The 26,216-nt window shown below is 69.3% G+C and carries 21 protein-coding genes, 1 tRNA gene, 1 pseudogene and 1 riboswitch; of the genes and pseudogenes, 8 read left to right on the top strand and 15 right to left on the bottom strand.

Going from position 1 to position 26,216, the window contains the following annotated elements; genetic code table 11:
* Positions 1-153 precede the first annotated feature (153 nt).
* Entirely contained in the window at positions 154-765 is a 612-nt protein-coding gene (locus ACWD6R_RS13755; RefSeq protein ID WP_451818863.1) for a Uma2 family endonuclease, read from the top strand.
* 40 nt (positions 766-805) lie between these two features.
* Entirely contained in the window at positions 806-1,228 is a 423-nt protein-coding gene (locus tag ACWD6R_RS13750; RefSeq protein ID WP_451818862.1) for a hypothetical protein, read from the top strand.
* Positions 1,229-1,721: 493 nt separating this feature from the next.
* Here the strand turns inward: ACWD6R_RS13750 and ACWD6R_RS13745 are convergent, their stop codons facing one another.
* Positions 1,722-3,125 carry a cystathionine beta-synthase gene (locus ACWD6R_RS13745; protein ID WP_451818861.1) on the bottom strand — a complete coding sequence of 468 codons (1,404 nt, stop codon included), beginning with the start codon at positions 3,123-3,125 and terminating at the stop codon, positions 1,722-1,724.
* Between the two features lie 156 nt (positions 3,126-3,281).
* Here ACWD6R_RS13745 and ACWD6R_RS13740 point away from each other — a divergent pair.
* The 3 genes and pseudogenes from ACWD6R_RS13740 to ACWD6R_RS13730 form a co-directional block, all read left to right on the top strand.
* A pseudogene (locus tag ACWD6R_RS13740) lies at positions 3,282-4,271 on the top strand (SGNH/GDSL hydrolase family protein); the annotation flags it as partial.
* 369 nt (positions 4,272-4,640) lie between these two features.
* The gene (locus tag ACWD6R_RS13735) at positions 4,641-5,861 is read left to right on the top strand and encodes an acetyl-CoA C-acetyltransferase (RefSeq protein ID WP_451818860.1); all 1,221 of its coding nucleotides are present in this window, start codon (positions 4,641-4,643) and stop codon (positions 5,859-5,861) included.
* A gap of 345 nt (positions 5,862-6,206) precedes the next feature.
* A complete protein-coding gene (locus tag ACWD6R_RS13730; RefSeq protein WP_451818859.1) occupies positions 6,207-7,067 on the top strand; it encodes a hypothetical protein in 861 nt (286 codons plus the stop codon).
* 73 nt (positions 7,068-7,140) lie between these two features.
* On the opposite strand, the gene ACWD6R_RS13725 is transcribed toward ACWD6R_RS13730, so the two are convergent.
* Positions 7,141-7,458 (bottom strand): hypothetical protein, encoded by a 318-nt coding sequence (locus ACWD6R_RS13725; protein WP_451818858.1) that lies wholly within the window; start codon positions 7,456-7,458, stop codon positions 7,141-7,143.
* A 101-nt stretch (positions 7,459-7,559) separates the two neighbouring features.
* Between ACWD6R_RS13725 and ACWD6R_RS13720 the strand changes: the two genes are divergently transcribed.
* A complete protein-coding gene (locus ACWD6R_RS13720; protein ID WP_037697864.1) occupies positions 7,560-7,787 on the top strand; it encodes a DUF4287 domain-containing protein in 228 nt (75 codons plus the stop codon).
* A gap of 81 nt (positions 7,788-7,868) precedes the next feature.
* Here ACWD6R_RS13720 and ACWD6R_RS13715 read toward each other — a convergent pair whose 3' ends face one another.
* Together ACWD6R_RS13715 and ACWD6R_RS13710 are read right to left on the bottom strand one after the other, a co-directional pair.
* Positions 7,869-8,756, bottom strand: a complete 888-nt coding sequence (locus ACWD6R_RS13715; protein WP_451818857.1) for a Bax inhibitor-1/YccA family protein — start codon at positions 8,754-8,756, stop codon at positions 7,869-7,871.
* A 147-nt stretch (positions 8,757-8,903) separates the two neighbouring features.
* A tRNA-Leu gene (locus ACWD6R_RS13710) sits at positions 8,904-8,989 on the bottom strand.
* A 690-nt stretch (positions 8,990-9,679) separates the two neighbouring features.
* Between ACWD6R_RS13710 and ACWD6R_RS13705 the strand changes: the two genes are divergently transcribed.
* Together ACWD6R_RS13705 and ACWD6R_RS13700 are read left to right on the top strand one after the other, a co-directional pair.
* Complete coding sequence (locus tag ACWD6R_RS13705) at positions 9,680-10,450, top strand: ABC transporter ATP-binding protein (protein WP_451818856.1); 771 nt, start codon at positions 9,680-9,682, stop codon at positions 10,448-10,450.
* Positions 10,451-10,508: 58 nt separating this feature from the next.
* Positions 10,509-13,034, top strand: a complete 2,526-nt coding sequence (locus ACWD6R_RS13700; protein ID WP_451818855.1) for an ABC transporter permease — start codon at positions 10,509-10,511, stop codon at positions 13,032-13,034.
* Positions 13,035-13,127: 93 nt separating this feature from the next.
* Here the strand turns inward: ACWD6R_RS13700 and ACWD6R_RS13695 are convergent, their stop codons facing one another.
* The 11 genes from ACWD6R_RS13695 to ACWD6R_RS13645 form a co-directional block, all read right to left on the bottom strand.
* A complete protein-coding gene (locus ACWD6R_RS13695; RefSeq protein ID WP_451818854.1) occupies positions 13,128-14,432 on the bottom strand; it encodes a class I SAM-dependent methyltransferase in 1,305 nt (434 codons plus the stop codon).
* Between the two features lie 291 nt (positions 14,433-14,723).
* Positions 14,724-16,109: an NAD(P)/FAD-dependent oxidoreductase gene (locus tag ACWD6R_RS13690; protein ID WP_451818853.1), complete on the bottom strand. Its 1,386-nt coding sequence runs from the start codon at positions 16,107-16,109 to the stop codon at positions 14,724-14,726.
* Positions 16,110-16,596: 487 nt separating this feature from the next.
* On the bottom strand, positions 16,597-17,538 hold the full coding sequence (locus ACWD6R_RS13685; RefSeq protein WP_451818852.1) for a Ppx/GppA phosphatase family protein: 942 nt from the start codon (positions 17,536-17,538) through the stop codon (positions 16,597-16,599).
* Between the two features lie 116 nt (positions 17,539-17,654).
* Entirely contained in the window at positions 17,655-18,260 is a 606-nt protein-coding gene (locus ACWD6R_RS13680) for a DUF501 domain-containing protein (RefSeq protein ID WP_451818851.1), read from the bottom strand.
* 81 nt (positions 18,261-18,341) lie between these two features.
* Positions 18,342-18,812, bottom strand: a complete 471-nt coding sequence (locus tag ACWD6R_RS13675) for an FtsB family cell division protein (RefSeq protein ID WP_451818850.1) — start codon at positions 18,810-18,812, stop codon at positions 18,342-18,344.
* A 193-nt stretch (positions 18,813-19,005) separates the two neighbouring features.
* Positions 19,006-20,292, bottom strand: coding sequence for a phosphopyruvate hydratase (eno, locus tag ACWD6R_RS13670; RefSeq protein ID WP_037694928.1), 1,287 nt, complete (start codon positions 20,290-20,292; stop codon positions 19,006-19,008).
* 300 nt (positions 20,293-20,592) lie between these two features.
* Positions 20,593-21,324 (bottom strand): transglycosylase family protein, encoded by a 732-nt coding sequence (locus tag ACWD6R_RS13665; RefSeq protein ID WP_451818849.1) that lies wholly within the window; start codon positions 21,322-21,324, stop codon positions 20,593-20,595.
* Between the two features lie 3 nt (positions 21,325-21,327).
* A riboswitch (cyclic di-AMP (ydaO/yuaA leader) is annotated at positions 21,328-21,499 on the bottom strand.
* Between the two features lie 300 nt (positions 21,500-21,799).
* Positions 21,800-22,711 (bottom strand): transglycosylase family protein, encoded by a 912-nt coding sequence (locus ACWD6R_RS13660; protein WP_451818848.1) that lies wholly within the window; start codon positions 22,709-22,711, stop codon positions 21,800-21,802.
* Positions 22,712-22,816: 105 nt separating this feature from the next.
* Positions 22,817-24,106: a cytochrome P450 family protein gene (locus tag ACWD6R_RS13655; protein WP_451818847.1), complete on the bottom strand. Its 1,290-nt coding sequence runs from the start codon at positions 24,104-24,106 to the stop codon at positions 22,817-22,819.
* Positions 24,107-24,115: 9 nt separating this feature from the next.
* A complete protein-coding gene (locus ACWD6R_RS13650) occupies positions 24,116-25,078 on the bottom strand; it encodes a nucleoside triphosphate pyrophosphohydrolase (protein WP_451818846.1) in 963 nt (320 codons plus the stop codon).
* 366 nt (positions 25,079-25,444) lie between these two features.
* A complete protein-coding gene (locus tag ACWD6R_RS13645) occupies positions 25,445-26,101 on the bottom strand; it encodes a SurA N-terminal domain-containing protein (RefSeq protein WP_451818845.1) in 657 nt (218 codons plus the stop codon).
* Positions 26,102-26,216 lie beyond the last annotated feature (115 nt).

Below are 26,216 nucleotides of genomic sequence, written 5' to 3'. Positions count from 1 at the left end.
ATCTCCCCGGCCCATTCCCCCTGCATGCTCACAAGACTGGCCCCGGACCTGCCGGTCCGGGGCCAGAACGCAAAAGATTTTCAGCAGTCTTCTAGCATGAAAGTGATGACTCCGGCCCCGGCACGTGGACACAGACGAGGAGGAGCGAGCGTCATGACCATCGCCCCCGACGACGCACGGCGACGGAACGCCTCCCTGTACCTGACGATGCGGGAGTTCGTCTCCTCCATGGACGACGCCCTCCCCGGCAAGTTCGAGATCACGAAGGAAGGGATCGTCCACGACATGATGGCGCCCGCCGGCCCGCACGAACTGACCGTGCTCCGCGTGCGGAAGCGGCTGGAGAGCGTGATGCCCGACGAGCTGGTCGCCCACACCGGGACACCCGATGTGGAGGATCCCGCGGAAGGGATCATGCGTCATCCGGATGTCATGGTGATCGCCGAAGCGGACATGGAGGGTCAGGGGTCTTTCGACCCCCGCTCCCTCATCGCCGCAGTCGAGGTCGTCTCGCGGTCCAACCCGGACAACGACTGGGTGGGCAAGATGCGCGACTACCCCCTGTTGCGCATTCCCGAGTACGCAATCTTCGATCCGCGTACGGGATCGGGAGCGGTGTTCTCCGACATCCACCCGACTCCGGACGGTCCGCGCTACGCCACCCGCAAGGATTTCGTGTACGGCGAGGACATCACCATCGGCGAGTGGACCATCTCCACCGAGGACCTCCCCCGGTACGCCCCCGAGGCCCAACAGGGGGGGTAGCCCCACTGTGCCGGGCCCCTTCGCTCCGTACCGTAGGAGCATGGAAGCCCGTGACTCCGAGCTCAAGAGCGAGCTCAATGCCACCCTGCAGGCCCGCAGTGAACTGGGGCCGGAGTACGAGTCCGCGCTCATCGACTCGTTCCTGGAGAAGGTCGACCAGCGTCTCGACGTCACGCTCGACCGGCGGGTGCGGCGGTATCTCGCCGAACAGCAGCTGGTGGTCGCCCGGGGGGCCCGGGCGCCCCAGGCGCCGCTGGGGAACTTCGGTGAGCGGTTCGGGTTCGGGGTCATCTCATTGATCCTGGCCGTCCCGCTGTCCGCAATCGGGGTCACGAACGCCGGGATCAACGGGCTCGTCGTGGCCTGGCTGGGGATCGTTGGGGTGAATGTCGCCCAGGCCGCCCGTAGCCGGCCGTTGTTCCGGCGTTCGGAGGAGCGCACGAAGTCCGACTGGGAGGACTGACGGCCTACCGCGGGGGAGGCCGTGAGCGGCCGGCGGTTACGCCTGGCGCGTGGGGAGCACGATCAGCCGGCGCAGGTTGACGTGACGCGGGCGGCCCCCGACCAGTCGCTGGTCGTCTATACCCCGGAGCCGGATACCGAGACTGCGGAGCGGATCGCGCTGCTGGCGAGCCGGGCGGTCGCGCCCGCCGGATGAGCGGCCCTTGGCCGCTGGTGGACGCCCATAGAGGTATGTCGCGAGGACCGCCGCACCCCCGGATTCCCAGGGGGCGGGACGACGGCGGTCCCCGCGAGGGACGCGGGTCCGGGTCAGGGCCGGGTGCGCGCGTCCTGGCGACAGTGGAGGTCCGGGAGCCGCTCCGTAGTCCGCGTCGCCGTCTTGGGTGCCGGCGGGTTTCCCTGCCGGCACCCACCAATGTGCCGGAGCCGTGTTAAGCCGGTGCTGCGCGTACGTGTCGTGCTCGTACCGTTTTCGCGAAGCCCCGAATCGCTCCCTACTGCTTCGGGCCGGCGTCCTTCGCCAGGAACGCCAGCAGGTCCTGCCTGCTCACGACGCCCTTCGGCTTGCCCTCCACCAGCACGATCGCCGCGTCGGCACCGCCCGCGCCGCCGAGCACCGACATCAGGTCCTCGACCGGTTCGCCGGAGCCGACCTGCGGCAGCGGCGGCGACATGTGCTTCTCCAGCGGGTCGGTGAGCGAGGCGCGCTGTGCGAACAGTGCGTTCAGCAGTTCCCGCTCCACGACCGAACCGATGACCTCGGCGGCCATCACGTCCGGGTGGCCGGCGCCCGGCTTCACGATCGGCATCTGCGAGACGCCGTACTCGCGCAGGACGTCGATCGCCTCCCCGACGGTCTCCTCCGGGTGCATGTGGACGAGCGTCGGCAGCGGACCGTCCTTGTGGTCGAGCACGTCGCCGACGCGGGCGGACGTACCCGTGTCGTCCAGGAAGCCGTAGTCGGCCATCCACTCGTCGTTGAAAATCTTGCTCAGGTAGCCGCGGCCGCTGTCCGGGAGGAGCACGACGACCACGTCGTCCGGTCCGAGGCGCTGCGCGACCTCCAGGGCCGCCACGACCGCCATGCCGCAGGAGCCACCGACGAGCAGCCCCTCCTCCTTGGCGAGCCGCCGGGTCATCTGGAAGGAGTCCTTGTCGGACACGGCGACGATCTCGTCCGTGACCGTCCGGTCGTACGCGGTCGGCCAGAAGTCCTCGCCGACGCCCTCGACCAGGTACGGACGACCGGAACCGCCGGAGTAGACCGAGCCCTCCGGGTCCGCGCCGACGATCTTGACCGAGCCGCCGCTGACCTCCTTCAGATAGCGGCCGGTGCCGGTGATCGTGCCACCGGTTCCCACGCCCGCCACGAAGTGGGTGATCTTCCCGTCCGTCTGCTCCCACAGCTCGGGACCGGTGGTCTCGTAGTGCGAGCGCGGGTTGTTCGGGTTCGAGTACTGGTCGGGCTTCCAGGCACCCGGCGTCTCCCGGACCAGCCGGTCCGAGACGTTGTAGTACGAGTCCGGGTGCTCGGGGTCAACGGCCGTCGGGCAGACGACGACCTCCGCACCGTAGGCGCGCAGCACATTGATCTTGTCCGTGGACACCTTGTCCGGGCAGACGAAGATGCACTTGTAGCCCTTCTGCTGGGCGACGATCGCCAGGCCGACGCCCGTGTTGCCGCTCGTCGGCTCGACGATCGTGCCGCCGGGCTGCAGCGCGCCGCTCTCCTCCGCGGCCTCGATCATGCGCAGGGCGATCCGGTCCTTCACCGAACCGCCGGGGTTGAAGTACTCGACCTTGGCCAGCACCGTCGCCTGGATGCCGGCCGTGACACTGCGCAGCCTCACCAGCGGGGTATTGCCAACGAGACTGATCATCGAATCGTGAAATTGCACCGTGTTACTCCGGGGTCTCCGAGATGGTGCGGCCAGGGTATGCGTACGGGCATGAGATTGGGCGAAGCGATTGGGCGACGGTCGTTACGGGGCAGTTAGCTGTAAGTACGGCGGTACGGCAACGAGGAGGTGGACCGGACTGTGTCGAGAGCAAGGGTGGCACGGCGGATCGCGGCGGGCGCGGCCTACGGCGGCGGCAGCATCGGACTGCTCGGCGCGGCGGCGGCAGGCGTGTTGGTGGCGGAGGTCCAGCTGGCGAAGCGGCAGGTGGGCGGCGGTATCGCGCCGGTTCCACCCAGTGCGGACGGGCGGTACGGGGTGGCGTTCACCGGGCCTGCGGAGCCGCTGCGGCTCGGGCTGCTCGGTGACTCGACCGCGGCCGGCCAGGGGGTGCGCAGGGCCGGGCAGACGCCCGGGGCGCTGCTCGCCTCGGGGCTCGCGGCGGTGTCGGAGCGGCCGGTGGATCTGCGGATCGTCGCGCAGCCGGGGGCCCGGTCGGACGATCTGGAGCGGCAGGTCTCGCTGCTGCTGGCCGACACGTCCCGTACGCCGGACGTCTGCGTGATCATGATCGGGGCGAACGATGTGACGCACCGGATGCCCGCCACCCAGTCGGTGCGGTACCTGACCACCGCCGTGCGCAGGCTGCGTACGGCGGGTGCGGAGGTGGTCGTCGGGACCTGCCCGGATCTGGGCACGATCGAGCCGGTCTACCAGCCGCTGCGCTGGCTGGCCCGGCGGGCGAGCCGTCAGCTGGCGGCGGCGCAGACGATCGGTTCGGTGGAGCAGGGCGGGCGGACGGTGTCGCTGGGCGACCTGCTGGGGCCGGAGTTCGAGGCGAATCCGCGCGAGCTGTTCGGCCCGGACAACTACCACCCGTCGGCCGAGGGGTACGCGACGGCGGCGATGGCACTGCTGCCGACCCTGTGCGCCGTGCTGGGGCTGTGGCCGGAGTCCGACCGTCTCGACGGGTCGCGGCGCGAGGACATGCTGCCGGTGGCCAAGGCGGCGTCCCAGGCGGCCCGGGAGGCCGGTACGGAGGTCACGGGGGCGCGGGCACCGTGGGCTCTCCTCAAGCACCGCAGGCGCAGGCGTCTGCCAGCGGCCACGGAGCCGCATCCGCACCCGGAGCCGGCTGTACGACACTCGGATACAGAGCACCTGGACGGCCGGCACCCGGAGGTCCAGCCCCCGGAGGTCCAGCACCTGGACGGCAAGCACCTGGACGGCCTCGTCCCGGACGGGAAGCGCCCGGACGTGCCGCTGGACAGGGACCCTCGCGCAGGCGGGGACGCGGGCACGGACCCCGCGCCCCGGACCGCCTGAGCGGTCGCTTAGAAAAGAGGCCCGCATCACACAGCCTGCCGGGTGACCTCGGCGATACGTACAGGTAACTTCCAAGACAGTCCTGCTGAGCTTTGCTCAGCCTGCCGAGCCTCCCGCTCGGTCCTGCTCAGCTCAACAGCCGGACAGCCCAACAGCCAGACAGCCTTCCAGCCCTCATGGAGCCGCGTGATGCCCGAAGCCGTGATCGTCTCTGCTGCCCGTTCCCCCATCGGCCGGGCCTTCAAGGGGTCGCTGAAGGACCTGCGGGCGGACGACCTGACCGCCACGATCATCCAGACCGCGCTGGCCAAGGTCCCCGAGCTGGACCCGGAGGACATCGACGACCTGATGCTCGGCTGCGGCCTCCCCGGCGGCGAGCAGGGCAACAACCTGGGCCGCATCATCGCCGTGCGGATGGGCATGGACCACCTTCCCGGCTGCACGGTCACCCGCTACTGCTCGTCCTCGCTGCAGACCAGCCGCATGGCGCTGCACGCCATCAAGGCCGGCGAGGGCGATGTCTTCATCTCCGCCGGTGTCGAGATGGTGTCCCGTTTCGTGAAGGGGAACTCGGACAGCCTGCCGGACACGCACAACCCGCTCTTCGCCGAGGCCGAGGCCCGTACCGCCGCCCGCGCCGAGGAGACCGGCGCGGGCTGGCACGACCCGCGCGAGGACGGCCTCGTCCCGAACGCGTACATCGCGATGGGGCAGACCGCCGAGAACCTGGCCCGGCTCAAGGGCGTCACCCGTCAGGACATGGACGAGTTCGGCGTGCGGTCGCAGAACCTCGCCGAGGAAGCCATCAAGAACGGCTTCTGGGCGCGCGAGATCACCCCGGTGACGACCCCCGACGGCACCGTCGTGTCGCAGGACGACGGCCCGCGCGCGGGCGTCACCCTGGAGGGCGTGCAGGGCCTGAAGCCGGTCTTCCGCCCCGACGGCCTGGTCACCGCGGGCAACTGCTGCCCGCTGAACGACGGTGCCGCCGCGCTCGTGATCATGTCCGACACCAAGGCGCGCGAGCTGGGTCTGACCCCGCTGGCCCGGATCGTCTCGACCGGCGTCTCCGGCCTCTCCCCGGAGATCATGGGGTACGGACCGGTGGAGGCGAGCAAGCAGGCACTGAAGCGTGCCGGCCTCACCATCGACGACATCGACCTGGCCGAGATCAACGAGGCGTTCGCCGCCCAGGTGATCCCCTCCTACCGCGACCTCGGCCTGCCGCTGGAGAAGGTGAACGTCAACGGTGGCGCCATCGCCGTCGGCCACCCCTTCGGCATGACCGGTGCCCGGATCACCGGCACGCTGATCAACAGCCTGCAGTTCCACGACAAGCAGTTCGGTCTGGAGACCATGTGCGTGGGCGGCGGCCAGGGCATGGCGATGGTCATCGAGCGGCTGAGCTGAGCTGCAGCGGAGGGTAGGGGGCGCCTGAGGTACGAAGGCGACACCTGCCCGCAGCGGAAGCGAACGCGACCGCGGGTTCGAGCGGCTGAGCTGAGCCGGCGGCGCGCCACTGAGCGGGTGTCCCGAGCCGACGAGCCGGCCGGTTCCGAGCCCAGACCGTGACCGAATCTCCCCCAGGATGTGACCTATCTCCTGGGGGAGAGCCATTTCCGCAGGTCACACCCGCATCAGGGGTAAACCCCAGGCATAAAGACCTGTCCAATTCGTGACGTAATGCACTGACACCGGGCGCAGGCAGAGGACAAGCTGATGTAGGAAGTCGGGGGATCGATTGAAACCGGGAGTATGTCAGTGAGCGCCATGCCTCTTGCCCTGTTGCTGACCACCGCCGCTGCCACGGCCGTGGGCGCTGCTGCTCTGCACGCTGCTCACGGGCTGCGCAAGCAGGTCACGGCCCTGCGGATGGAGCTGGCTGCCGGCCGCGCCCGTACCGCCGCCGTGCCCCAGCAGGTCCGCAGCACCGCCACCCCCGCCGCCGAGATACGTGCGGCCGTGGCCGAGGCACTCGCCGAGGAGCGTGAGCGCGAGCTCGCCGAGGCGCGTGCGTTCTGGGCCTCCCAGGAGGCGCGCGACGCCGCGGACGCCCCGTCCCTGCTGGGCGGCCTGTCCGGGATCGGCGAGGACGCGCCGTTCTTCATGCCGCGCCAGGCGGACTTCGCGGGCCTTGAGGCGATGGACCTCGACGCCACCGAGGCGCTCGAGGAGCTGACGGAACTGGCCGAGTCGGCCGACACAACCGAGTTTCCGGAGATAGTGGAGTTCGCCGAGGACTCCCCCGAGCTGGCGGCGGCCCGTCGCCGTCACCCCTCGCACCCCGACTTCGTACCGGTGCAGACCCCGGTCGTCACCGACCACGAGCGCACCGTGAGCCGACTGGAGGAGCTCGCCGACAGCCGGACCGAGCTCGCCGACGTCCGCCCCGGCCCGCTCGGCACGCTCGATGTCTACGTCTTCGCCGACGGCACCACGCTCTGTATGACCCCCGGCCACCGCGAGACGGCCGAGCGGCTCGCCGAGGCGCTGCTGGCGGGTGAGCACCCGGTACTGCTGGGCGGTTCCGGTGTCTCCGGCGCGTACGCCCTGACCTTCTCCTGCGGCAGGGAGAACGTCTACATTCTCGCCGACCGCGTCATCGCCTCGCTCTGACCCGCGGGAACCCCCGGTTCCCGCGCAGCGACCCTCGTCGGCCGCTGCCACGACCTCCCGTACGGGACGGCCGCTACGCGAAAGCCCGGGCGGTCGCTTCCTCGACGAATCGCACGGCCTCGTCCAGTTCGACGGATGGGGCCCTTTCCAATGCCACTGCCAAGTCCCGGCCCGCGACCGCGACTTGGTCGCCGATCGCGAACATCCCCGTGTCCGGCATGATGCGCGGCTCGCGGCCCGGTGCCTCAATGCGCTGGGCCCGTACGGCCAATTCCCTGGCCGCGGCCAGCCCTTCGACGGCCGCTCCGCGCTGCAGCCTGCTCTGCGGGGCGGCGCGCAGCCGGTCGGCGAATCGGTCCACGACGGTGACCAGCGGGGTCGTATCGAGCATGCCGCGACCCTACGCGCCCTTCCCGTGGTGGTTGCCAACGGGCCGACGCTCAGGCACGGTGTCGGGAAGGACCAGCAACGCGCAATGCGTCGGAGGCGCCGATGACCCATGTCTTCTCCGAAGAGACCCATCGCAATCTGCTCTCCAGAATCCCTCACTGCACCGGTCGTGAAGTATCCGACTGGCTCCGCACCGTCGAAGACGGCCCTGCCCTCCGGTTCGACGAGAAGGTCAGCTGGCTGCGGAGCGAACACGACCTCGCCTACGGACACGCGAAGGCGCTCGTCCACGAGTACGACCTGAGGCGGGCGGCGCGAAAGCTGCTCTAGGCGAGCGGAACCCGGACCGACGGAAACGGCCCGCAGGCGGTGAGCCTGCGGGCCGTTCCGTTGGGCGGAGCGTGCGTACGGTCAGTCGTCGCCGCTCAGGATGGAGAACAGGCGCAGCATCTCCAGGTAGATCCACACCAGGGTCATGGTGAGGCCGAAGGCCGCCAGCCACGACTCCTCGCGCGGGGCGCCGAACGCGATGCCGTCCTCGACCTGCTTGAAGTCCAGGGCCAGGAAGCATGCGCCGAGGATGATCCCGATGACGCCGAAGAGGATGCCGAGACCGCCGGTGCGGAAGCCCAGGCCGTCACCTCCGCCGAAGACGGAGAACAGCAGGTTGACCACCATCAGGAGCATGAAGCCCACGGCGGCGGCCATCACGAAGCCGTAGAAGCGACGGGTGACGCGGATCCAGCGCATCTTGTACGCGACGAGCACACCGGCGAAGACACACATGGTGCCCAGCACCGCCTGCACCACGACGTCCATGCCCAGGGCGGCGTTGACCGCGCTGGAGATCACCCCGAGGAAGATGCCCTCGAAGGCCGCGTACGCGATGATCAGCGCCGGAACGGGCCGGCGCTTGAAGGACTGGACCAGCGACAGGACGAAGGCCACCAGGGCGGCGCCGATCGCGATGCCGTACGACTTGCCGATGTTGGCGGGGTCGACCGGCAGCAGCGCCCAGGCGAGCGCCGCGGTGAGAACGACGGTGCCCAGCGTCAGCGCCGTACGCGACACGACATCGTCGATCGTCATCGCGCCGGTACGCGCGGGCGCCTGCGGGGCGCCGTACTGGGCGTCCGGCTGGGCGTAGGGATTGGTGGCGTACGGGTTGGCGGCGGTGCCCTGCGCGAACGGGTTGGCGCCCGCGGTAGCGGCCCCGGCCTGCGGCGCCGCGTTGAAGCCCGCGTAGCCGTTGTCGCGGCTGAACCCCCGTCGCGAGAAGACCGGGTTGCTGCTCCTCATCTCACTCCTTCATGGCCACCCTGCGTGGCCTTGCCACAAGAGTAATGGGTAGGCAAAAGAAGCACCCTAGTGCCAGAGGAGGATCTTTATGGAGGTTGATCGCTGAAGTAACGTCCGGTCGATCGGCACCGTCACTGAACGTCGCAGTGGTGCCCGGAGCCGGACTCGAACCGGCACGCCCCCGAGGGGCAGCGAGGTTTAAGCTCGCCGTGTCTGCGTTCCACCATCCGGGCTTGGCGCGCGGCTCCACGTTGGCACCTGACCCTATCCGGGGGTGTCCCCCGATCAGCGGAACAGTGGCGCGATGTTGTCTTATTTTATTGACAGTTTGAGGGGCCGTCAGCACAGCATGAAAGGCATAGTCACCTGCCTGGGCGGGGCGGCGGGCGTCCGGACCCATAATCGGGAATGACGGAAACTCGCCTCCCCAGGACGCCCCTGAGTGCCATGGGCCCGCCACCCGCCGGGCAACGGCCTCACCGGCACTTCTCGCTCCCGGACGATCTCCGGCACCCGTGGGGCCGCGGACACACACGTGTCACGTGGATCACAGCACCGGCCCCGGGTCTGCGACGCACCTCCTGACCCGTCCGCCCCGTCGGGCGGAATCAGCCGATCGAGCGACGCAGTCATGCGTCGGCACAGTCGTGCGAGGGGTGAGCGGGGCGCCGCGCCCGGTCCGCCCGACCCTCACTCTGTGTGATCTTCGGATCCGGGTGTGCGCGCTGCGGAGGGACCGGTTCGGCGTACGACAGGCTCTCAGGGTCGGTGTCATACCCGAGGAGGACGAATCACCCCTCCGGTGCGACTCAAGTGGCCCTCCGGAACGGGCACGGGGACTGACGACCGGCAGCGGATCAGCGCCGACGATGGAGTAGTCCGCTTCCGGACCCCAAACCGAAGTCCTGAACAGGAGTGTCCCCGTGACCATCACCTCCACCGCTCACCGCGCCACCGCGGTGGCTGCCCGCGCCACGGATCTGTCCAAGGTCTACGGACAGGGCGAGACCCAGGTGAAGGCCCTGGACCGGGTCACCGTGGACTTCCCGCAGGGCGAGTTCACCGCGATCATGGGCCCGTCCGGCTCCGGCAAGTCCACCCTCATGCACTGCGTGGCCGGTCTCGACAGCTTCAGCAGCGGTTCGGTACGGATCGGCGAGACGGAACTCGGTTCCCTCAAGGACAAGCAGCTCACCCAGCTCCGCCGGGACAAGATCGGTTTCATCTTCCAGGCGTTCAACCTGCTGCCCACGCTGACCGCGGCGGAGAACATCACGCTGCCGATGGACATCGCGGGCCGCAAGCCCGACGCCGAGTGGCTGCACAAGGTCATCGAGATGGTGGGGCTCTCCGACCGGCTGAAGCACCGGCCCACCGAGCTCTCCGGTGGCCAGCAGCAGCGTGTCGCGGTGGCCCGCGCCCTGGCCTCGCAGCCGGAGATCATCTTCGGTGACGAGCCCACCGGCAACCTGGACTCCCGCTCCGGCGCCGAGGTGCTGGGCTTCCTGCGCAACTCCGTGCGCGAGCTGGGGCAGACCGTGGTGATGGTGACCCACGACCCGGTGGCCGCCTCCTACGCGGACCGGGTGATCTTCCTGGCGGACGGGGCGATCGTCGACCAGATGATGCGCCCCACCGCGGACGGGGTCCTCGACCGGATGAAGGCGTTCGACGCCAAGGGCCGTACCAGCTGAGCACGGACCACCCCCGCGCCCTCTTCCGGAACCCCTCCCCATCCCAGGACTGACAGACATGTTCCGTACTGCCCTGCGCAATGTGCTCGCGCACAAGGCCAGGCTGCTGATGACCGTTCTCGCCGTGATGCTCGGCGTGGCCTTCGTCTCCGGCACCCTGGTCTTCACCGACACCCTCGGCAACGCCTTCCGCAACCAGTCGGCGAAGAGTTACGACGACGTCGCCGTCGCCGTCACCACCCACGCGGACCAGCGCGACGACAAGGCCTCCGGCATCGACGCCGCCACGCTCAAGAAGATCCAGGGCCTGGACGGGGTGGCCACCGCCACCGGCCGGGTCTCCGGCTTCGCCGGGGTCGCCGACCCGGACGGCAAGCTGATCGGCAACGGCTGGTCCAACACCGGCGCCAACTTCTCCCCCGGCAAGAACGGCAAGGACGCCTCGTACACCTTCGTCGACGGCACGGGTCCGGCCGGCGACGACCGGATCGCGCTCGACAAGGAGACCGCGAAGAAGGGCAAGTACCGGGTCGGCGACCGGATACGGGTCGCCACGAACGGCCCGGTGAAGGAGTACACCCTCTCCGGTGTCTTCACCACCGAGGACGGCGCGGTCAACGCGGGCGGAAGCCTGGTCCTCTTCGACACCCCGGTCGCCCAGCAGCTCTACCTCAAGCCCGGCTGGTACCAGGACGTCACCGTCACCGCCGCGGCCGGCGCCTCCGACCGGAAGCTGCTGGACGCGGTGGGGCCGCTGCTGCCCAAGGACGCCACCGCCCAGACCGGCCAGGTCCTCGCCGATGACCAGGCGAAGCAGATCGAGAGCGGCCTGAGCAACCTCAACACGATGCTGCTCGCCTTCGCGGCCATCGCCCTGTTCGTCGGCATCTTCCTGATCGCCAACACGTTCACCATGCTGGTCGCCCAGCGCACCAAGGAACTGGCGCTGCTGCGCGCCGTCGGCGCTTCCCGCCGGCAGGTCAAGCGCTCCGTACTCCTCGAAGCGGCCGTGGTCGGCGCGCTCGCCTCCGTGATCGGCTTCCTGCTCGGTCTCGGTCTCGCCACCGGACTGCGCTCGGCGATGAGCCTGATCGGCGGGAAGATCCCGGCCGGACCGCTGGTGATCTCTCCCGTCGCGGTCGGCGCCGCGTTCGGCGTCGGCATCCTGATCACCGTGCTGGCCGCCTGGCTGCCGGCCCGCCGCGCCGCGAAGATCCCGCCGGTTGCCGCGATGAGCAGCGTCCACGCGGTGGCCACCACCAAGTCGCTGGTCGTACGGAACTCGATCGGCGGGGTGCTCACCCTGCTCGGCGCGGCCGGGATCGTCGCGGGTGCGGCGGCCGGTTCGGACGGCCGGACGTTGATCGGCATCGGTGCCTTCGTGGCGCTGATCGGTGTCATCGTGCTGATCCCGCTGCTGTCGCGGCCGGTCATCGCCCTGGTGCGGCCGATGCTGCTGAAGCTGTTCGGGGTCTCGGGCAAGCTGGCTGCGCAGAACGCGGTCCGTAACCCGCGGCGTACCGGGGCAACCGCTTCCGCTCTCGCGATCGGTCTCACCCTGGTCACCGGCATCTCGGTGCTGGGCGTCACGCTCGGCCAGGCGGTCGACCGGATGACGACGGACAACATCAGGGCCGACTACTTGATCTCGATGGCGAGCGGCGACTCGCTCGACGAGTCGGCGCTCACCGCCCTGGAGAAGTCCGACGCCGTCGTCGCGGTCTCGCCCCAGCAGGCCGCCTCCATCAAGGTCAAGGGCACGTACCACTCGGTCTCCGGGGTCACGCCCGGCGATGTGCAGAAGGTCTTCTCCCTGAAGACGGTCTCCGGTTCGCTGGACTCGCTGGGCGACGGCGAGATCGCCGTCGGTGACAAGACCGCGAAGTCGAACGGCTGGAAGCCCGGAACCTCCCTCCCGGTGACGTACGACGACGACAAGAAGGGCACCCTGACGGTCGGCGCGGTCTACGAGGAGAACGAATTCCTCTCACCGGTCCTGATGCCGAAGGACATCCTGACCGCGCATCAGAGCCACCCGGACATCCGCGAGATCTGGCTGAGGACGGACGGCGGCGCGTCGAAGGCCAACGAGCAGGCCGTGGTCGACGCCCTGGGTGACAACCCGGCGATGTCCGTCATGGACCGGCAGGACATCCGGGACAGGTTCGGCGGCTTCATCAGCATGGCGCTGAACATCATGTACGGGCTGCTGGCGATGGCCCTGATCATCGCGGTGCTCGGGGTCATCAACACCCTGGCGATGTCGGTCTTCGAGCGCCAGCAGGAGATCGGCATGCTGCGGGCGATCGGTCTGGACCGGCGCAAGGTCAAGCGCATGATCCGGCTGGAGGCCGTGGTCATCTCGGTGTTCGGTGCGGTGGTCGGCGTCGCGCTCGGTACGTTCCTCGGCTGGGCGATCGGCCGGACGCTGGCCTCCTCCATCCCGGACTACGCCCTGGTGATCCCGTGGGACCGGATCGCGGTCTTCCTGGTGCTGGCGGCCCTGGTGGGCGTGCTGGCCTCGCTCTGGCCGGCCCGCAGCGCCGCGAAGCTGAACATGCTGACGGCGATCAAGACCGAGTAGCGAGTGAGCCCCCGGCAGTGAGCCCCTGATACGGAGGGCCGGTACCCGCAAGCTGGAGCTGCGGGTACCGGCCCTCTCTGCGCTCGTGCGTGTTCAGCCGGCCGCGGACGCCTTCCATTCGCGGGCGCGCAGCGGCATCCGGGAGGACCCGTCGTCCAGCGGACGCACCACGAGGATCTGGTTGACCCCGATCCTGTTGCGCTCGAAGGACAGGGCGGAGGCGGCCATGTAGAGGCGCCAGACCCTGGCCCGGCCGGGCGAGGTCATCGTGACCGCCCGGTCCCAGTGCTTCTCCAGATTGGCGACCCAGCGGCGCAGGGTCAGTGCGTAGTGCTCACGGATCGGCTCGACGTCGCGGACCTCGAAGCCGGCTTGCTCGAGCGTGGCGACGGTCCGGCCCAACGGGGCGAGTTCGCCGTCAGGGAAGACATACGCGTCGATGAACTCGTCCACATGGTAAGCGGACTCGTCCCGTTCGGGGCGGCGGGCGATCTGGTGGTTGAGCAGCCGGCCGCCCGGCTTCAGCAGGGCGTAGAGGTCGTCGGCGTACTCGCGGTAGCGGACCGAGCCGACGTGCTCGGCCATGCCGATCGACGAGATGGCGTCGTACGGGCCGTCCCTGACGTCCCGGTAGTCCTGGACCCGGATCTCGATCCGGTCGGTCAGTCCTTCCTCGGCGATGCGCTTGCGGGCGTATGCGGCCTGTTCGACGGAGAGGGTCACCCCGCTGACCTGGGCGCCGTACTCGCGGGCCGCGTGGATGGCCATGGAGCCCCAGCCGCAGCCGACGTCGAGGAGGCGGTCGCCCTCCTTCAGCGCGAGCTTGCGGCAGACCAGGTCGAGCTTGTCGCGCTGGGCGTCCTCCAGGCTTCCGTCGTCCTCCCAGTAGGCGCAGGAGTAGACCATGGACGGGCCGAGGACCAGTTCGTAGAAGTCATTGCCCACGTCGTAGTGGTGGCTGATGGCCTCCTTGTCGCGGCGCTTGGTGTGGAGGGGGCCGGTGCGGCGGCGGATCTCCTCGGCGGGCGGGGGCGGCGGCGGCCAGGGTCCCGCCAGGTGCAGCAGGCTCCGGGCGGCGGCCCGGAGCTTTGGGTTCCGGACCGGGTGAACGGTGTCCTTCGCGTCCACGCCGCGCTCCCAGAGGAGTCCGGCCATCAGATCCAGCGTCTCGTAGAGATCGCCGTCGATGTCGAGTTCGCCGGCCACCCAGGCGCGGGCCAGGCCCAGTTCGCCCGGCTTCCAGAGCAGCCGGCGCAGCGCGCGGCGGTTCCGGATGACGAGAACGGGGGCGCCGAGCGGTCCGGATTCGCTGCCGTCCCAGGCCCGGATCCGGACCGGCAGGGGTTCTTCCAGCAACTCCTCGGCGAGAGCGGTCAGCCGCAACGCGGCGTCTGCCATGGCGTACACCTCCGTGATGGTGTTTCCCAATGAGCTCAAACATGCCCAAACATGCCTCGAACCACGCCATGCACCCGTGGTGCCACGACGAGGTACCCTCCGTCAACACTCTCCGGTGCCAACGCCATCCCGCAGTGGCGCAATGGAACGACAAAATACCTGTACACCACACGCATTTGTCGGGCGGTCACTCCCGGCCTCCGGACGCGCCGAAGGGGCCGCCCGCACCACGGATGGCGGGCGGCCCCTTCGGGCGTCGTACGGAGAGGATCCGGCGGACCGGAGCCCGCGCTAGGAGGCCTTGGCCTTCTCGCCCTCGGCCTTGGCTGCGGCCGGAGCCGGGGCCGGCTTGGCGGCCTCGTAGAACTCCTCGCGCGGCGTCTCCATGGCGCCGAGCGAGACGACCTCGCGCTTGAGGAACATCGCAAGGGTCCAGTCGGCGAAGATCCGGATCTTACGGTTCCAGGTCGGCATCGCCATGCCGTGGTAGCCACGGTGCATGTACCAGGCGAGACGGCCCTTGAGCTTGATCTTCATCTTGCCCATGACGATCATCGCGACGCCCTTGTGCAGCCCGAGACCGGCGACCGCACCCTTGTTGGCGTGGCTGTATTCCTTCTGCGGGAAGCCGCGCATCCCGGAGATGACGTTGTCGCCGAGGACCTTGGCCTGACGCAGCGCGTGCTGGGCGTTCGGCGGGCACCAGGCGTTCGGGTTACCGGCCTTGCGGCCGACCATGTCCGGAACCTGGGCGTTGTCGCCCGCGGCCCAGATGTAGTCGGTGCCCTGCACCTGGAGCTTCTCGGACGTGTCCACGTGACCGCGCGGACCGAGCGGCAGGCCGAAGCGGGCCAGCGCCGGGTTCGGCTTCACGCCGGCCGTCCACACGATGGTGTTGGAGTCGACCTCGAGGCCGTTCTTCAGGACGACGTGACCGTCGACGCAGGAGTCCATGGAGGTCGAGAGGAAGACCTCGACGCCACGGGACTCCAGGTGCTCCCGGCCCCAGGTGCCCAGCTTCGGGCCGACCTCGGGAAGGATCTTGTCGGCGGCGTCGACGAGGATGAAGCGCATGTCCTCGCGCTTCACGTTCGTGTAGTACTTCGCCGCGTCACGGGCCATGTCCTCGACCTCGCCGATGGTCTCCGCACCGGCGAAGCCACCGCCCACGAAGACGAACGTCAACGCCTTGCGGCGGACGTCCTCATCGGTCGTCGAGTCGGCCTTGTCCAGCTGCTCGAGAACGTGGTTGCGCAGGCCGATGGCCTCCTCGATGCCCTTCATGCCGATGCCCTGTTCGGCCAGGCCGGGGATCGGGAAGGTACGGGAGACGGCGCCCATCGCGATGACGAGGTAGTCGAAGGGCAGCTCGTAGGCCTCGCCGACCAGCGGCGCGACCGTGGCGACCTTGCGGTCCTGGTCGATGGTCGTGACGCGGCCAGTGAGAACCTCGGCCTTCGGCAGCACGCGTCGCAGCGGGACGACGACGTGCCGAGGCGAGATGCTGCCTGCGGCGGCTTCGGGGAGGAAGGGCTGGTAGGTCATGTACGACCGGGGGTCGACGACCGTGACGGTCGCCTCTCCGTAGCGCATCTTCTTCAGAATGCGCCGAGCTGCGTACAGGCCTACGTACCCACCGCCTACTACGAGGATCCTGGGACGCTCCGTGGTGCTCATGCCATCGAGTATCCACCCCCCTCGGGGGGCATGCTCGTGAGCCCCTTCACAAGGTATCGCCCACCCTCTGCTACACTTCGCCGCCCACGTGAGCCAGGTCATGGCGCCGCAGGGGAACCACGGTGCAGCGGCGAACGTTGTTCACCGCTTGTGAGCTGGCCCTTGAGCCCCGCGAACGGGGTGAAGCACCCCTTCGATCAACACTGCAGCAACACGTCCGGAACCATCCCGTATGCGCAGCGAGCGGATCCGCGGACGGTCACGGGGCCCCGTACGGAGCAGAAGTGCGCACCAAGGGAACGAATTCCTTGTGAAGAAGTTCACGAACTTCGTCGCGGGGTGTCTCTGGAAGAGGTCCCGGAGGGGCTCCCGACGAATCAAAGGTGCAGGCGGGAGTGCGCATGAGCGCGCTTTCGGCGCCTCTTGCCGCACCCCCGCGAACAGCCTTTCGGGCACCCTTTCGAGCGGGCTGCCGACGGCCTCCCGGCTACGCGATGGACCAGGCGATCCCGTCGAGAATGTCGTGCTCGCTGACGACGATCTCGCCGGCCCCGGTCCGCTTCATCACGCCCAGCAGGACGAGCGCCCCGGCGGTGATCACGTCGACCCGCCCCGGATGTATCGCGGGGATCGCGGCTCGCTCGGCGTGGGTCGAGGTGACGAGCCGTCCGGTGATCTCCTGGACCTGCTCGAAGGAGATCCGGGAGTGGTGGATCGCCTCGGAGTCGTACTCCTCCAGTCCCAGCGCGATCGCGGCCACGGTGGTGACGGTGCCGGCGAGGCCGACGAGCGTGGCGGCTTCGGTGAGCGGGACGGTCTCCTCGGCCAGATCGAGGGCGGCGTCGATGTCCGCGCGGATCGCGGTGATCTGACCCAGTGTGGGCGGGTCGGTGACGACGCTGTCACGTACGAGATGGCGCTCGGTCATCCGTACGCAGCCGATGTCCACCGACCGCGCGGCCAGGACCCGGTCGTCGCCGACGACGAACTCGGTGGAACCGCCGCCGATGTCCACCACCAGGTAGGGCTTCGGCAGGTGCTCGCTGCCCGCGAGCTCCTTGGTGGCGCCGTCGAAGGAGAATTCGGCCTCCTGGTCGCCGCTGATCACCTCGGGCTCGACGCCGAGGATGTCCAGCACGCCGCGGACGAACTCGTCCCTGTTCTCCGCGTCGCGGGAGGCGGAGGTCGCGACGAAGCGGATCTTCTCCGCGCCGTACTCCTTGATGACGGCCGCGTACTGGCGGCAGGCGGCGAAGGTCCGCTCCAGCGCCTCGGGGGCGAGCCGGCCGGTGCGGTCCACGCCCTGGCCGAGCCGGACGATCTCCATCCGCCGGTCGAGCTCGGTGAGCTCACCCGTGGCGGCATCGGCGTCGGCGACGAGCAGTCGGATGGAGTTGGTACCGCAGTCGATGGCGGCCACGCGCGTCATGAGTACTCCTGTGTCTTCAAGCCCTCCGGCGCCGGTCCAAGCCCCTCCGACGCCGATTCGAGCCCCTCCCGGCGGTCGAGGGGCGGGGTGCCCGGGGGCGGCGCCCCCGGGCACGGTCAGCCTTCGTCCGCCTCGTCGGCCGGCCGGAAGGCGAAGTGGCCGCCTTCTCTCTCGGCGACCGTCCAGCCCTCCTTCTCGTCCGGCGGCCCGCACGGCGTCACGCAGGCCCCCTTGCGCCACCACTCCGGCAGCATCGCAATCGCCTCGTCGCCCAGCGGGTTCACGCCCGGCCCCGCCGCCAGCGAGTGCCCCACCAGCACGTGCAGGCACTTCACCCGGTCCGGCATGCCGCCCGCACTGGGAAAGCCCTCCAGCACCTCGATCGCGTCGCGCCGGGCGATGTAGTCCTCGTGCGCGGCACGGTATGCAGCCGCCAGCTCCGGGTCCGTGGCCAGACGCTCCGTCATCTCCTTCATGACGCCGTTCGCCTCCAGCGTGCCGATCGCGGAAGCCGCGCGCGGGCACGTCAGGTAGTACGTCGTCGGGAACGGCGTACCGTCCTCCAGCCGCGGGGACGTCTCGACCACGTCCGGGTTGCCGCACGGGCAGCGGTGCGCGATCGCGCGCAGCCCGCGCGGCGGGCGGCCGAGCTGCTGCTGGAACGCGGCGATGTCCGCCTCGGTGGGTGTGGTGGACTCGGTCTGGGGAGGGGGCGTTTCCATGCCTGCCTTGGATCTACTCGGATGCGTGAACTACGGCTCCGCACAGTGCTGCGGAGACGAGGTGAACAAGGAAATGAGAAGTCAGTTGCGGTCGGCGCTGTCCACGCCGTCCCACAGGTTGGAGTGCCACGGCCGGTCGGTCTCCTTCGCCGCTGCGCTGCGTTCCTTCGCCGCGTCGGGGTCGATCACCGTGTAGCTGGTCTCCCCGGGACGCACGTAGTGCAGGTGTTCCCGGGCCAGCCGCCGGATGTACGCGTCGTCCTGGAGGCGCGCCTTCTCGTCACGCAGCTCCTCGGTGTGCTTCTCGGCCTCCTGCGCCAGCCGCTCCTGGTCGGCGATCTCGTCGCGCTGCGACACGTACTGCCGCATCGGGTACGCGAGCGCCACCACCAGGGAGCAGACGACCAGGGCGAGGAACGCGGCCCGGCCGGTGAGCCGGGAGCGGCGGTCCTGGCGGCGGTTCTGGGACCGATAGACGCGGGCGGCGGTCTGCTCACCGAGCAGTCGCAGCCGGGTCGCGGTGGAGAACCGGTCCCGGTCCTTCGCGGCCATGTCTCCGCCTCCCCACTACGCACGTCCGTCCCCGCACACGGTACGGGACCGAGTGCGGGGACGGACGGAGGCCGGGGCCTTTGCCCGGTACCGGGCCTGCGATCAGCCCTTGCTGTGCTGATCAGTTCGCAGAGCGCTGTGCTGATCAGTTCGCAGAGCGCTGTGCTGATCAGTTCGCAGAGCGCTGTGCTGATCAGTTCGCAGAGCGAAACCGCGGGAACGCGGAGCGGCCCGCGTACACCGCCGCGTCGTCGAGGATCTCCTCGATGCGCAGCAGCTGGTTGTACTTGGCGACGCGGTCCGAGCGGGCCGGGGCGCCGGTCTTGATCTGGCCGCAGTTCACCGCGACGGCGAGGTCGGCAATGGTGACGTCCTCGGTCTCGCCGGAGCGGTGGGACATCATGCACTTGAAGCCGTTGCGCTGGGCCAGCTCGACGGCGTCCAGGGTCTCGGTCAGCGAACCGATCTGGTTGACCTTGACGAGCAGGGCGTTGGCGGAGCCCTCCTCGATGCCGCGGGCCAGGCGCTCCGGGTTGGTGACGAACAGGTCGTCGCCGACGATCTGCACCTTGGCGCCGAGCTTCTGGGTGATGACGTTCCAGCCGGCCCAGTCGTCCTCGTACAGCGGGTCCTCGATGGAGACCAGCGGGTACGCGGAGACGAGCTCCTCGTAGTACTCGGTCATCTCGGCGGCCGAGCGGGACTTGCCCTCGAACTCGTACTTGCCGTCCTTGTAGAACTCCGAGGCGGCGACGTCGAGCGCGAGCGCGATGTCCTTGCCCGGGGCGTAACCGGCTTCCTTGATGGCCTCGAGGATGAGGTCCAGGGCAGCGCGGTTCGACTCCAGGTTCGGCGCGAAGCCGCCCTCGTCGCCGAGACCGGTCGACAGGCCCTTGGTCTTCAGGACCTTCTTCAGCGTGTGGTAGACCTCGGCGCCCCAGCGCAGGGCCTCGGAGAAGGACTCCGCGCCGATCGGGGCGATCATGAACTCCTGGATGTCCACGTTGGAGTCGGCGTGCGACCCACCGTTGAGGATGTTCATCATCGGGACGGGCAGCAGGTGCGCGTTCGGGCCACCGAGGTAGCGGAACAGCGGCAGGTCCGAGGCCTCGGACGCGGCGTGCGCGACGGCCAGCGAGACGCCGAGGATGGCGTTGGCGCCGAGCGAGCCCTTGTTCTCGGTGGCGTCCAGGTCGAACATGGCCTGGTCGATCAGCCGCTGCTCGGTGGCGTCGTAGCCGACGAGCTCCGGGCCGATCTGCTCGATCACGGCGAGGACGGCCTTCTCGACGCCCTTGCCCTGGTAGCGGTTGGGGTCACCGTCGCGAAGCTCAATGGCCTCGAACGCACCGGTGGAGGCGCCGGACGGAACAGCAGCACGGCCCGTGCTGCCGTCGTCGAGGCCAACCTCGACCTCGACCGTGGGGTTTCCGCGGGAGTCGAGGATTTCCCGGGCTACGACGACGTCGATGGACGGCACGAGGCATCTCCTTCTGGGATATGACGCTGGTTGTGCAGGATCGCTTTGGCCTTGCGACAAGAGCCTATCCGGCTGGGCCGTCTCGGTCCGCCGACTGCCCGCCTCCTGGGACGAAAAAGGACCCAAGGACACTCATAGCAGGGCAAAGGTCCAGATTTCTACTGGACGGTAACGACAACAGTTGAACAGTGGATGCGGAAACCCCGACCCGGCGCGTACGGGGGAATCCGCGCCGGATCGGGGTGCTCGGGGAGGAGAGAGCCCGTATCTACGGAGAGCCCGTGTGCACGAGCGCCCGTCCTACTTCGTCAGGTGGAGCTGCTGACCCGGGTAGATCAGGTCGGCGTCCTTGACGATGTCCTTGTTCAGCTTGAAGAGCTGCTGCCAGCCGCCCTTCACCTTGTGCTGCGCGGCGATCTTGCTGAGCGAGTCGCCGGACTTCACCTCGTACTCGCCGTCACCCTTGGCGACCTTCTCGCCGGTCGGCGTGGTGACGGTCTTCTTGGGGGCGGTGCCGCGGTCCGCGCGGGAGGCGGCGGGGGCCTCGGTGCGCTCGGCCGGCTTCGGCGCGGCCTGCTTCGGCACGGCCTGCTTCGACTCCTGCGCCGGGGCGCTCTGCTGCGCGGTGGAGCCGTTGTCGACGCCCGGGTCGACACCGTCGTTGGTGAGGCGACCGGCGCCGGCACAGCCCCAGGCACCCGGGCCCTGCATGTCGAGGAGCTTCTCGGCGGTGGCGATCTGCTGAGCCTTGGTGGCGAGGTCTGCACGCGGGGCGTACTGCGTACCACCGGCGGCGGCCCAGCTGGACTGCGAGAACTGCAGGCCGCCGTAGTAGCCGTTGCCGGTGTTGATGGACCAGTTGCCACCGGACTCGCACTGGGCGACGGCGTCCCACGTGGCGACGGAGGCGGCGGAGGCACCGGTCGCACCGATCAGGGGAGCGGCGATGGCGGCACCGGTGACACCGGCGAGCGTGGCGACACGGACGACCTTGGACGGGCGACGGTGCTTGCCCTTGCTGTTCAGCAGCATGGAACTTCTCCTCACCGACGCCTACGAGGTGAGCTGTCGGGTTCGGGCCAAGTGAGTTGCCCGGTCGCATGTCCTAGCACGCGACTTCACCCCGAGCCGGTCCTGACGGTCTTTCGACCATCGGGCCCGGCGGCTTACCTGGGTCCCCCGCTCCTGCCTACGGCGCTTTACGCGTCTGTTCCCTTCGACCGACGGCAGGATTCGGCGTGACGGTCGACGGGGCCCGCGGTGCGAGCGGTTCCGACCGTAAACGTATGCAACCTCGACATTCAAAGATGGGCATAACGGACAATCAGTCCTTACCTGCATCTGACTGCGCAGCGTTTTCGCAGGTGAGGGGCGATGCGGACAGACCCGACAGACGCGACACGCCAGTTGACGCAAAGAGACCCATGTCTCACTTACGCATAAGCGGACATAGGTCCCTGAACTACCCCGGTTTTTGGGGTGCTTTTAGCTGTTTATCGGACTGCTCTCACTTCGACTTCACGCCGAGACCGAGGCTCTGGCCAGGCAGGATGAGGCCCGGGTCGCTGCCGACCGCACCCTTGTTCGCCTCATAGAGAGCGGGCCATCCACCGGGAACCTTCTGTACGTCAGCAATCGCCCAGAGGTTGTCGCCCGGCCGGACGGTGTAATCGCCGTCGGCTGCCGCCGCGCGCGTGTCGCGCCCCTCACTGTTACCGCGGGAAGCATGCCGGCCCGAGTCCCGGTCGCCGCCCCTGTCCGTGTCCTGGCTCACCTCGGGGGCCGGCGCGCCGCGGTGCTTGCCGCCCGCCTCACTGTCGGACGAGCCGGATTTCTGGGGCGAGTCGGATGAATCGGACTTCTTGGATGGCGATGTGGCTGACGGCTCTGCCGACGGCTTGTGCGACGCCTTGCCCGAAGGCGTGGCGGACGCCTTGCCCGAAGGCGTGGCGGACGCCTTGGCGGACGGTGCCTCGGACGCGTCCCCGCTCTCCGCCGGTTCGGCCGACGGCACGATTCCCGGGTCGACCCCCGGCAACACCCCGTCCTCCGTGAGCCCGGAGATGGCCACACAGCTGGGCCACGCCTTCGGCCCCTGGTCTTCCAGGACCTTCTCGGCGACCGTTATCTGCTGCGAGCGGCTGGCGAGGTCGGCGCGCGGGGCGTACGCCTCACCGCCGTACGACTTCCAGGCGTCCTGCGAGAACTGAAGACCGCCATAGAAGCCGTTGCCGAGGTCGGCGCTCCACATGCCGCCGCTCTCGCACTCTGCGACCCGGTCCCAGGTCGTGGCGTCGGCGGCGTGCGCACCGGCCGCGCCGAGCAGGGGGATGGCGATGGCCGAACCGGTCACGCCTGCGGCGACGACGATCGCGGGTGCCTGGCGAGGGCGACGGTGCCTGCCGTTCGCGGAGCCCATGGGGTTGCCTTCCGTGTGACTGACGAGTGACTGGTGAGTCGAACGGTGAACGTAGCGGCACTCGAACGCTTGTCACAAGTCGATGCAGCGCAGATCACGTGAAAGTCACAGAGTTGACAGAGTGTCACCCTCATCGGAGTGCCGGCCGGGACCGAACTCCACCGGAAGCGTGCGCAGTCCACGCATGATGAGTCCGCCACGCCATCGCAAATCGGTAGGTTCCACCGCAAGCCGCAGGTCCGGGAGGCGCCTCAACAGCGTGGCCAGGGCAGCCTGTCCCTCCAGTCGGGCAAGCGGTGCTCCCAGGCAGTAATGGATGCCGTGCCCGTATCCGAGGTGCTGATTGTCACGCCGCGCGAGGTCCAGCGTGTCCGGGTTCGCAAACCGTTCCGGGTCCCGGTCTGCGGCGGCGAGCACCACCAGTACGGGGTCACCCGCCGCGATCCGCTGCCCGCCGAGGGTCAGCGGCTCGGTGGCGAACCGCCAGGTCGCCAGCTCCACCGGACCGTCGTACCGCAGCAGTTCCTCGATACCGGTCTCCAGCAGCCCTGTCTCCCCCGCGTCGAGCGAGCGCTGCAGCCGCTCCCGCTGCTCCGGATTGCGCAGCAGGGCGTACACCCCGTTGCCGATGAGGTTGACCGTCGTCTCGAATCCCGCGAAGAGGAGGATGAAGGCCATGGCGGCGGCCTCGTTCTCGGTGAGGTGCTCGCCGTGGTCACTCGCCCGGATCAGCCCCGAGATCAGGTCCTCCCCCGGGTTCTCCCGCTTCCGGTGGATGAGCTCCGCGAGATAGCCGCGCATCTTCTTCACCGACCGGGCCACGCCGCCGCGCGGACCGCCGCCGTGGCGGATCATCATCCCCGCCCAGTCCCGGAAGTCGTCCTGGTCCTCGCGCGGGACGCCGAGCAGGTCGCAGATCGCATAGATGGGGAGCGGGAACGCGAAGTCGTGGATGAGGTCCGCGGATCCCTCCTCGATGAAGTCGTCGATGAGGCGGTCTGTCAGCTCCTGCACACGCGGGGCGAACTCGGCGACCCGGCGCGGCGTGAACGCCTTCGAGACCAGCCGGCGCAGCCTGGTGTGGTCGGGCGGGTCGATGTTCAGCAGATGCGTCATCAGCTCCGCCTTGCGCTCGCCCGGGATGCCGGTCTTCCCCTTGGCGTGCGCCGGTTCGTCGTGGTGCGCAGGGTTCTTGGAGAGCCGGGCGTCGGCGAGGGCCTGCCGGGCGTCCTCGTACCGCGTCACGAGCCATGCCTCGACCCCGCTGGGCAGGGCGGTGCGGTGCACGGGGCTGTGCTCGCGCAGCCAGGCGTAGGCCGGGTACGGGTCGGTGGCGAACTCCCAGGTGAAGAGTTCGGGGGCGTCGGCGGGGCTGTCGGCAGGGCTGTCGTTCACCCCCTGACGTTATCCGCTGGCCTCCGCGGCGAGGATCGCGTCCCGGTAGGCGCGGCCCGCAGCGCGCAGGGCGGCCTCGGGGTCCGTGCCGTCCTGTTCCGCGCGTACGGCCAGGGCGAGGAGTTCGTAACCGATGCTGTCGCCCGTCGGGAGCGGCACATCGAGTCCGGCGGCACGGACCCGGCTCGCCAGCTTCGCGGCCAGCGCCAGTCCGGGCTGCCCGAGCGGGACGCCGTCCGTGACCGAGTCGCGCTGCTTCTCGATGGCCTTGGTACGCAACCAGTGCGCGTGAACGTCCTCCGGGGTCTCGGCGGTCTCGTCACCGAAGACATGCGGATGGCGGTGGATCAGCTTCTCGACGAGGGTCGCGGCGACATCATCGACGGAGAACGGCTCGTCCGTGTCCTCCTCCGCGATCCGGGCGTGGAAGACGACCTGGAGAAGGACGTCCCCGAGCTCCTCGCGCAGTTCGTCGCGGTCGCCGTCCTCGATCGCCTCGACGAGTTCGTACGCCTCCTCGATGGCGTACTTGGCAAGCCCCTCATGGGTCTTCTGCGAGGTCCACGGGCACTCGATCCTGATCCGGTCCATGACCTGGACGAGGTCGAGGAGGCGGGCGCCGGGCAGATCGTACGAACCGGGCAGCAGCTCCAGGTTCGGCATCTGCACCCGGCCCGAGCCGGCCAGCCGGGCCAGCCCGTCGGTCAGCGGCTGGTTGCCCTCACCACTGGTCACGACCACGACGGTCCGGCCGCCCGCGCAGGCGTCGACGAGTTCCTGCGCGGTGGGCGCGGTGTGCTCGACGGTGACGCCGGCCTCGCGCAGGTACGGCAGCTGGGGGTGGTCGGACTCGGCGCAGAGCACCCGGTCGGCGGCGTGCAGCGTCTGCCAGGCGGGCCAGGACAGCAGTCCGGGCGCGACCCGGTGGCTGGTGGTGAGCAGGACGATACGACCGGGGTCTTCAGCGTTCACCCCACCAACCTACTAGTGCCGTGACCGGCAGTGTTTGCCCGGCGACGGGGCAAAGCTTGCAGGGAGGGGCACCAGTGCCGTGACCGGCAGTGTTTGCCCCATGAGGAGCGTCGTCCAGTGCGTGCGATCGCAAGGCGGCCGGACGTCCCCCAGTGGGGTCTCCCCTGCTCGAACGAAGGTGAGAGCTTGGGGAAGGAGCCACCAGGGCTTGTGGCCAACGCGGCGAGCGGGCGTGCTGGGCGGCGCGACGGGGCAAAACTTGCCGGGAGGGGCACCAGGGGGTGGGCGACCGGGCCGACCGACCGGACGCCTCTCGTTCGGATCATGCCGGGCTCGCGGGGTCCGGCATGATCCGAACGAAAGACCCTAGGCGCCGGCTGCGGCTCCCTGCGGGGCCGGCTTGGTGACCTGGGTGATCCACGGGGCCTTGTAGTTGGCGAGCTGGGTCTGCTTGTTGTCCCAGGTGCCGAAGCGCGGGTTGACGTCGATGTGCAGCGACTTCGACGCCGCGCTGAGCGCATCGCCGACGGCCTTCTGCCCGGCGGGCTGCTGCAGGTCGGCGCCGAACGTCTGGGCGAGCTTCGACAGCTGGACCTGCTCGCGCAGGACGGCATCGATCTGGTTCGGGGCGACCCAGCTCTGCTGCAGCAGCATCGCCTGCAGCTGTGTCTCTCCCCCGGACTGGGAGGCCGCCGACTGCCGCATCTCCTGGACCTCCTTGCGGCTGACCCTGACTCCCGCGTCCGCGGCGGCCTTGTCCAGGATCCGGTCGAAGATCATCCCGTGCAGCTTGGCCCGGCTGAGCTGCCCGGACTTGTTGATGAGCTGGACGGACTGGTCGGACTCGCTCTGCGCGGTGCGTACGTCCGCCACCTGGGCCTGCACGGTGGACACCTCGATGCGGTTTCCGCCGACCACGGCTGCGGCACCTGGGTGGGCCTGGTTGCCACAGGCGGAGAGAAGCGGCGCCGCGACGAGCATGGCGGCGGAGACGACGAGCGCGGTGCGACGGCGGCGGTGCAAAGGAGCCTCCCGGGGAGATTGAGACAGCAGGTGCGGCGCGCCGCGCCCCCTTGCGGGGTGGTGGCCGGGCGACGGGCGGGCGCACAAGACCTTGCGATGATCGATGTTAGGCAGT

This window comes from Streptomyces sp. NPDC005151 (genome assembly GCF_053599875.1).
This window is presented reverse-complemented; position numbering and strand designations above follow the sequence as displayed.

Bases quoted from the DNA above. Each gene is read 5' to 3' on its own strand.
- ACWD6R_RS13715 (WP_451818857.1), bottom strand. From the start codon at position 8,756: ATGAGGAGCAGCAACCCGGTCTTCTCGCGACGGGGGTTCAGCCGCGAC.
- ACWD6R_RS13735 (WP_451818860.1), top strand. From the start codon at position 4,641: ATGCCCGAAGCCGTGATCGTCTCTGCTGCCCGTTCCCCCATCGGCCGG.
- ACWD6R_RS13660 (WP_451818848.1), bottom strand. From the start codon at position 22,711: ATGGGCTCCGCGAACGGCAGGCACCGTCGCCCTCGCCAGGCACCCGCG.
- ACWD6R_RS13695 (WP_451818854.1), bottom strand. From the start codon at position 14,432: ATGGCAGACGCCGCGTTGCGGCTGACCGCTCTCGCCGAGGAGTTGCTG.
- ACWD6R_RS13675 (WP_451818850.1), bottom strand. From the start codon at position 18,812: ATGGCCGCGAAGGACCGGGACCGGTTCTCCACCGCGACCCGGCTGCGA.
- ACWD6R_RS13690 (WP_451818853.1), bottom strand. From the start codon at position 16,109: ATGAGCACCACGGAGCGTCCCAGGATCCTCGTAGTAGGCGGTGGGTAC.
- ACWD6R_RS13665 (WP_451818849.1), bottom strand. From the start codon at position 21,324: ATGCTGCTGAACAGCAAGGGCAAGCACCGTCGCCCGTCCAAGGTCGTC.
- ACWD6R_RS13680 (WP_451818851.1), bottom strand. From the start codon at position 18,260: ATGGAAACGCCCCCTCCCCAGACCGAGTCCACCACACCCACCGAGGCG.
- ACWD6R_RS13730 (WP_451818859.1), top strand. From the start codon at position 6,207: ATGTCAGTGAGCGCCATGCCTCTTGCCCTGTTGCTGACCACCGCCGCT.
- ACWD6R_RS13725 (WP_451818858.1), bottom strand. From the start codon at position 7,458: ATGCTCGATACGACCCCGCTGGTCACCGTCGTGGACCGATTCGCCGAC.
- ACWD6R_RS13755 (WP_451818863.1), top strand. From the start codon at position 154: ATGACCATCGCCCCCGACGACGCACGGCGACGGAACGCCTCCCTGTAC.
- ACWD6R_RS13685 (WP_451818852.1), bottom strand. From the start codon at position 17,538: ATGACGCGCGTGGCCGCCATCGACTGCGGTACCAACTCCATCCGACTG.
- ACWD6R_RS13700 (WP_451818855.1), top strand. From the start codon at position 10,509: ATGTTCCGTACTGCCCTGCGCAATGTGCTCGCGCACAAGGCCAGGCTG.
- ACWD6R_RS13720 (WP_037697864.1), top strand. From the start codon at position 7,560: ATGACCCATGTCTTCTCCGAAGAGACCCATCGCAATCTGCTCTCCAGA.
- ACWD6R_RS13750 (WP_451818862.1), top strand. From the start codon at position 806: ATGGAAGCCCGTGACTCCGAGCTCAAGAGCGAGCTCAATGCCACCCTG.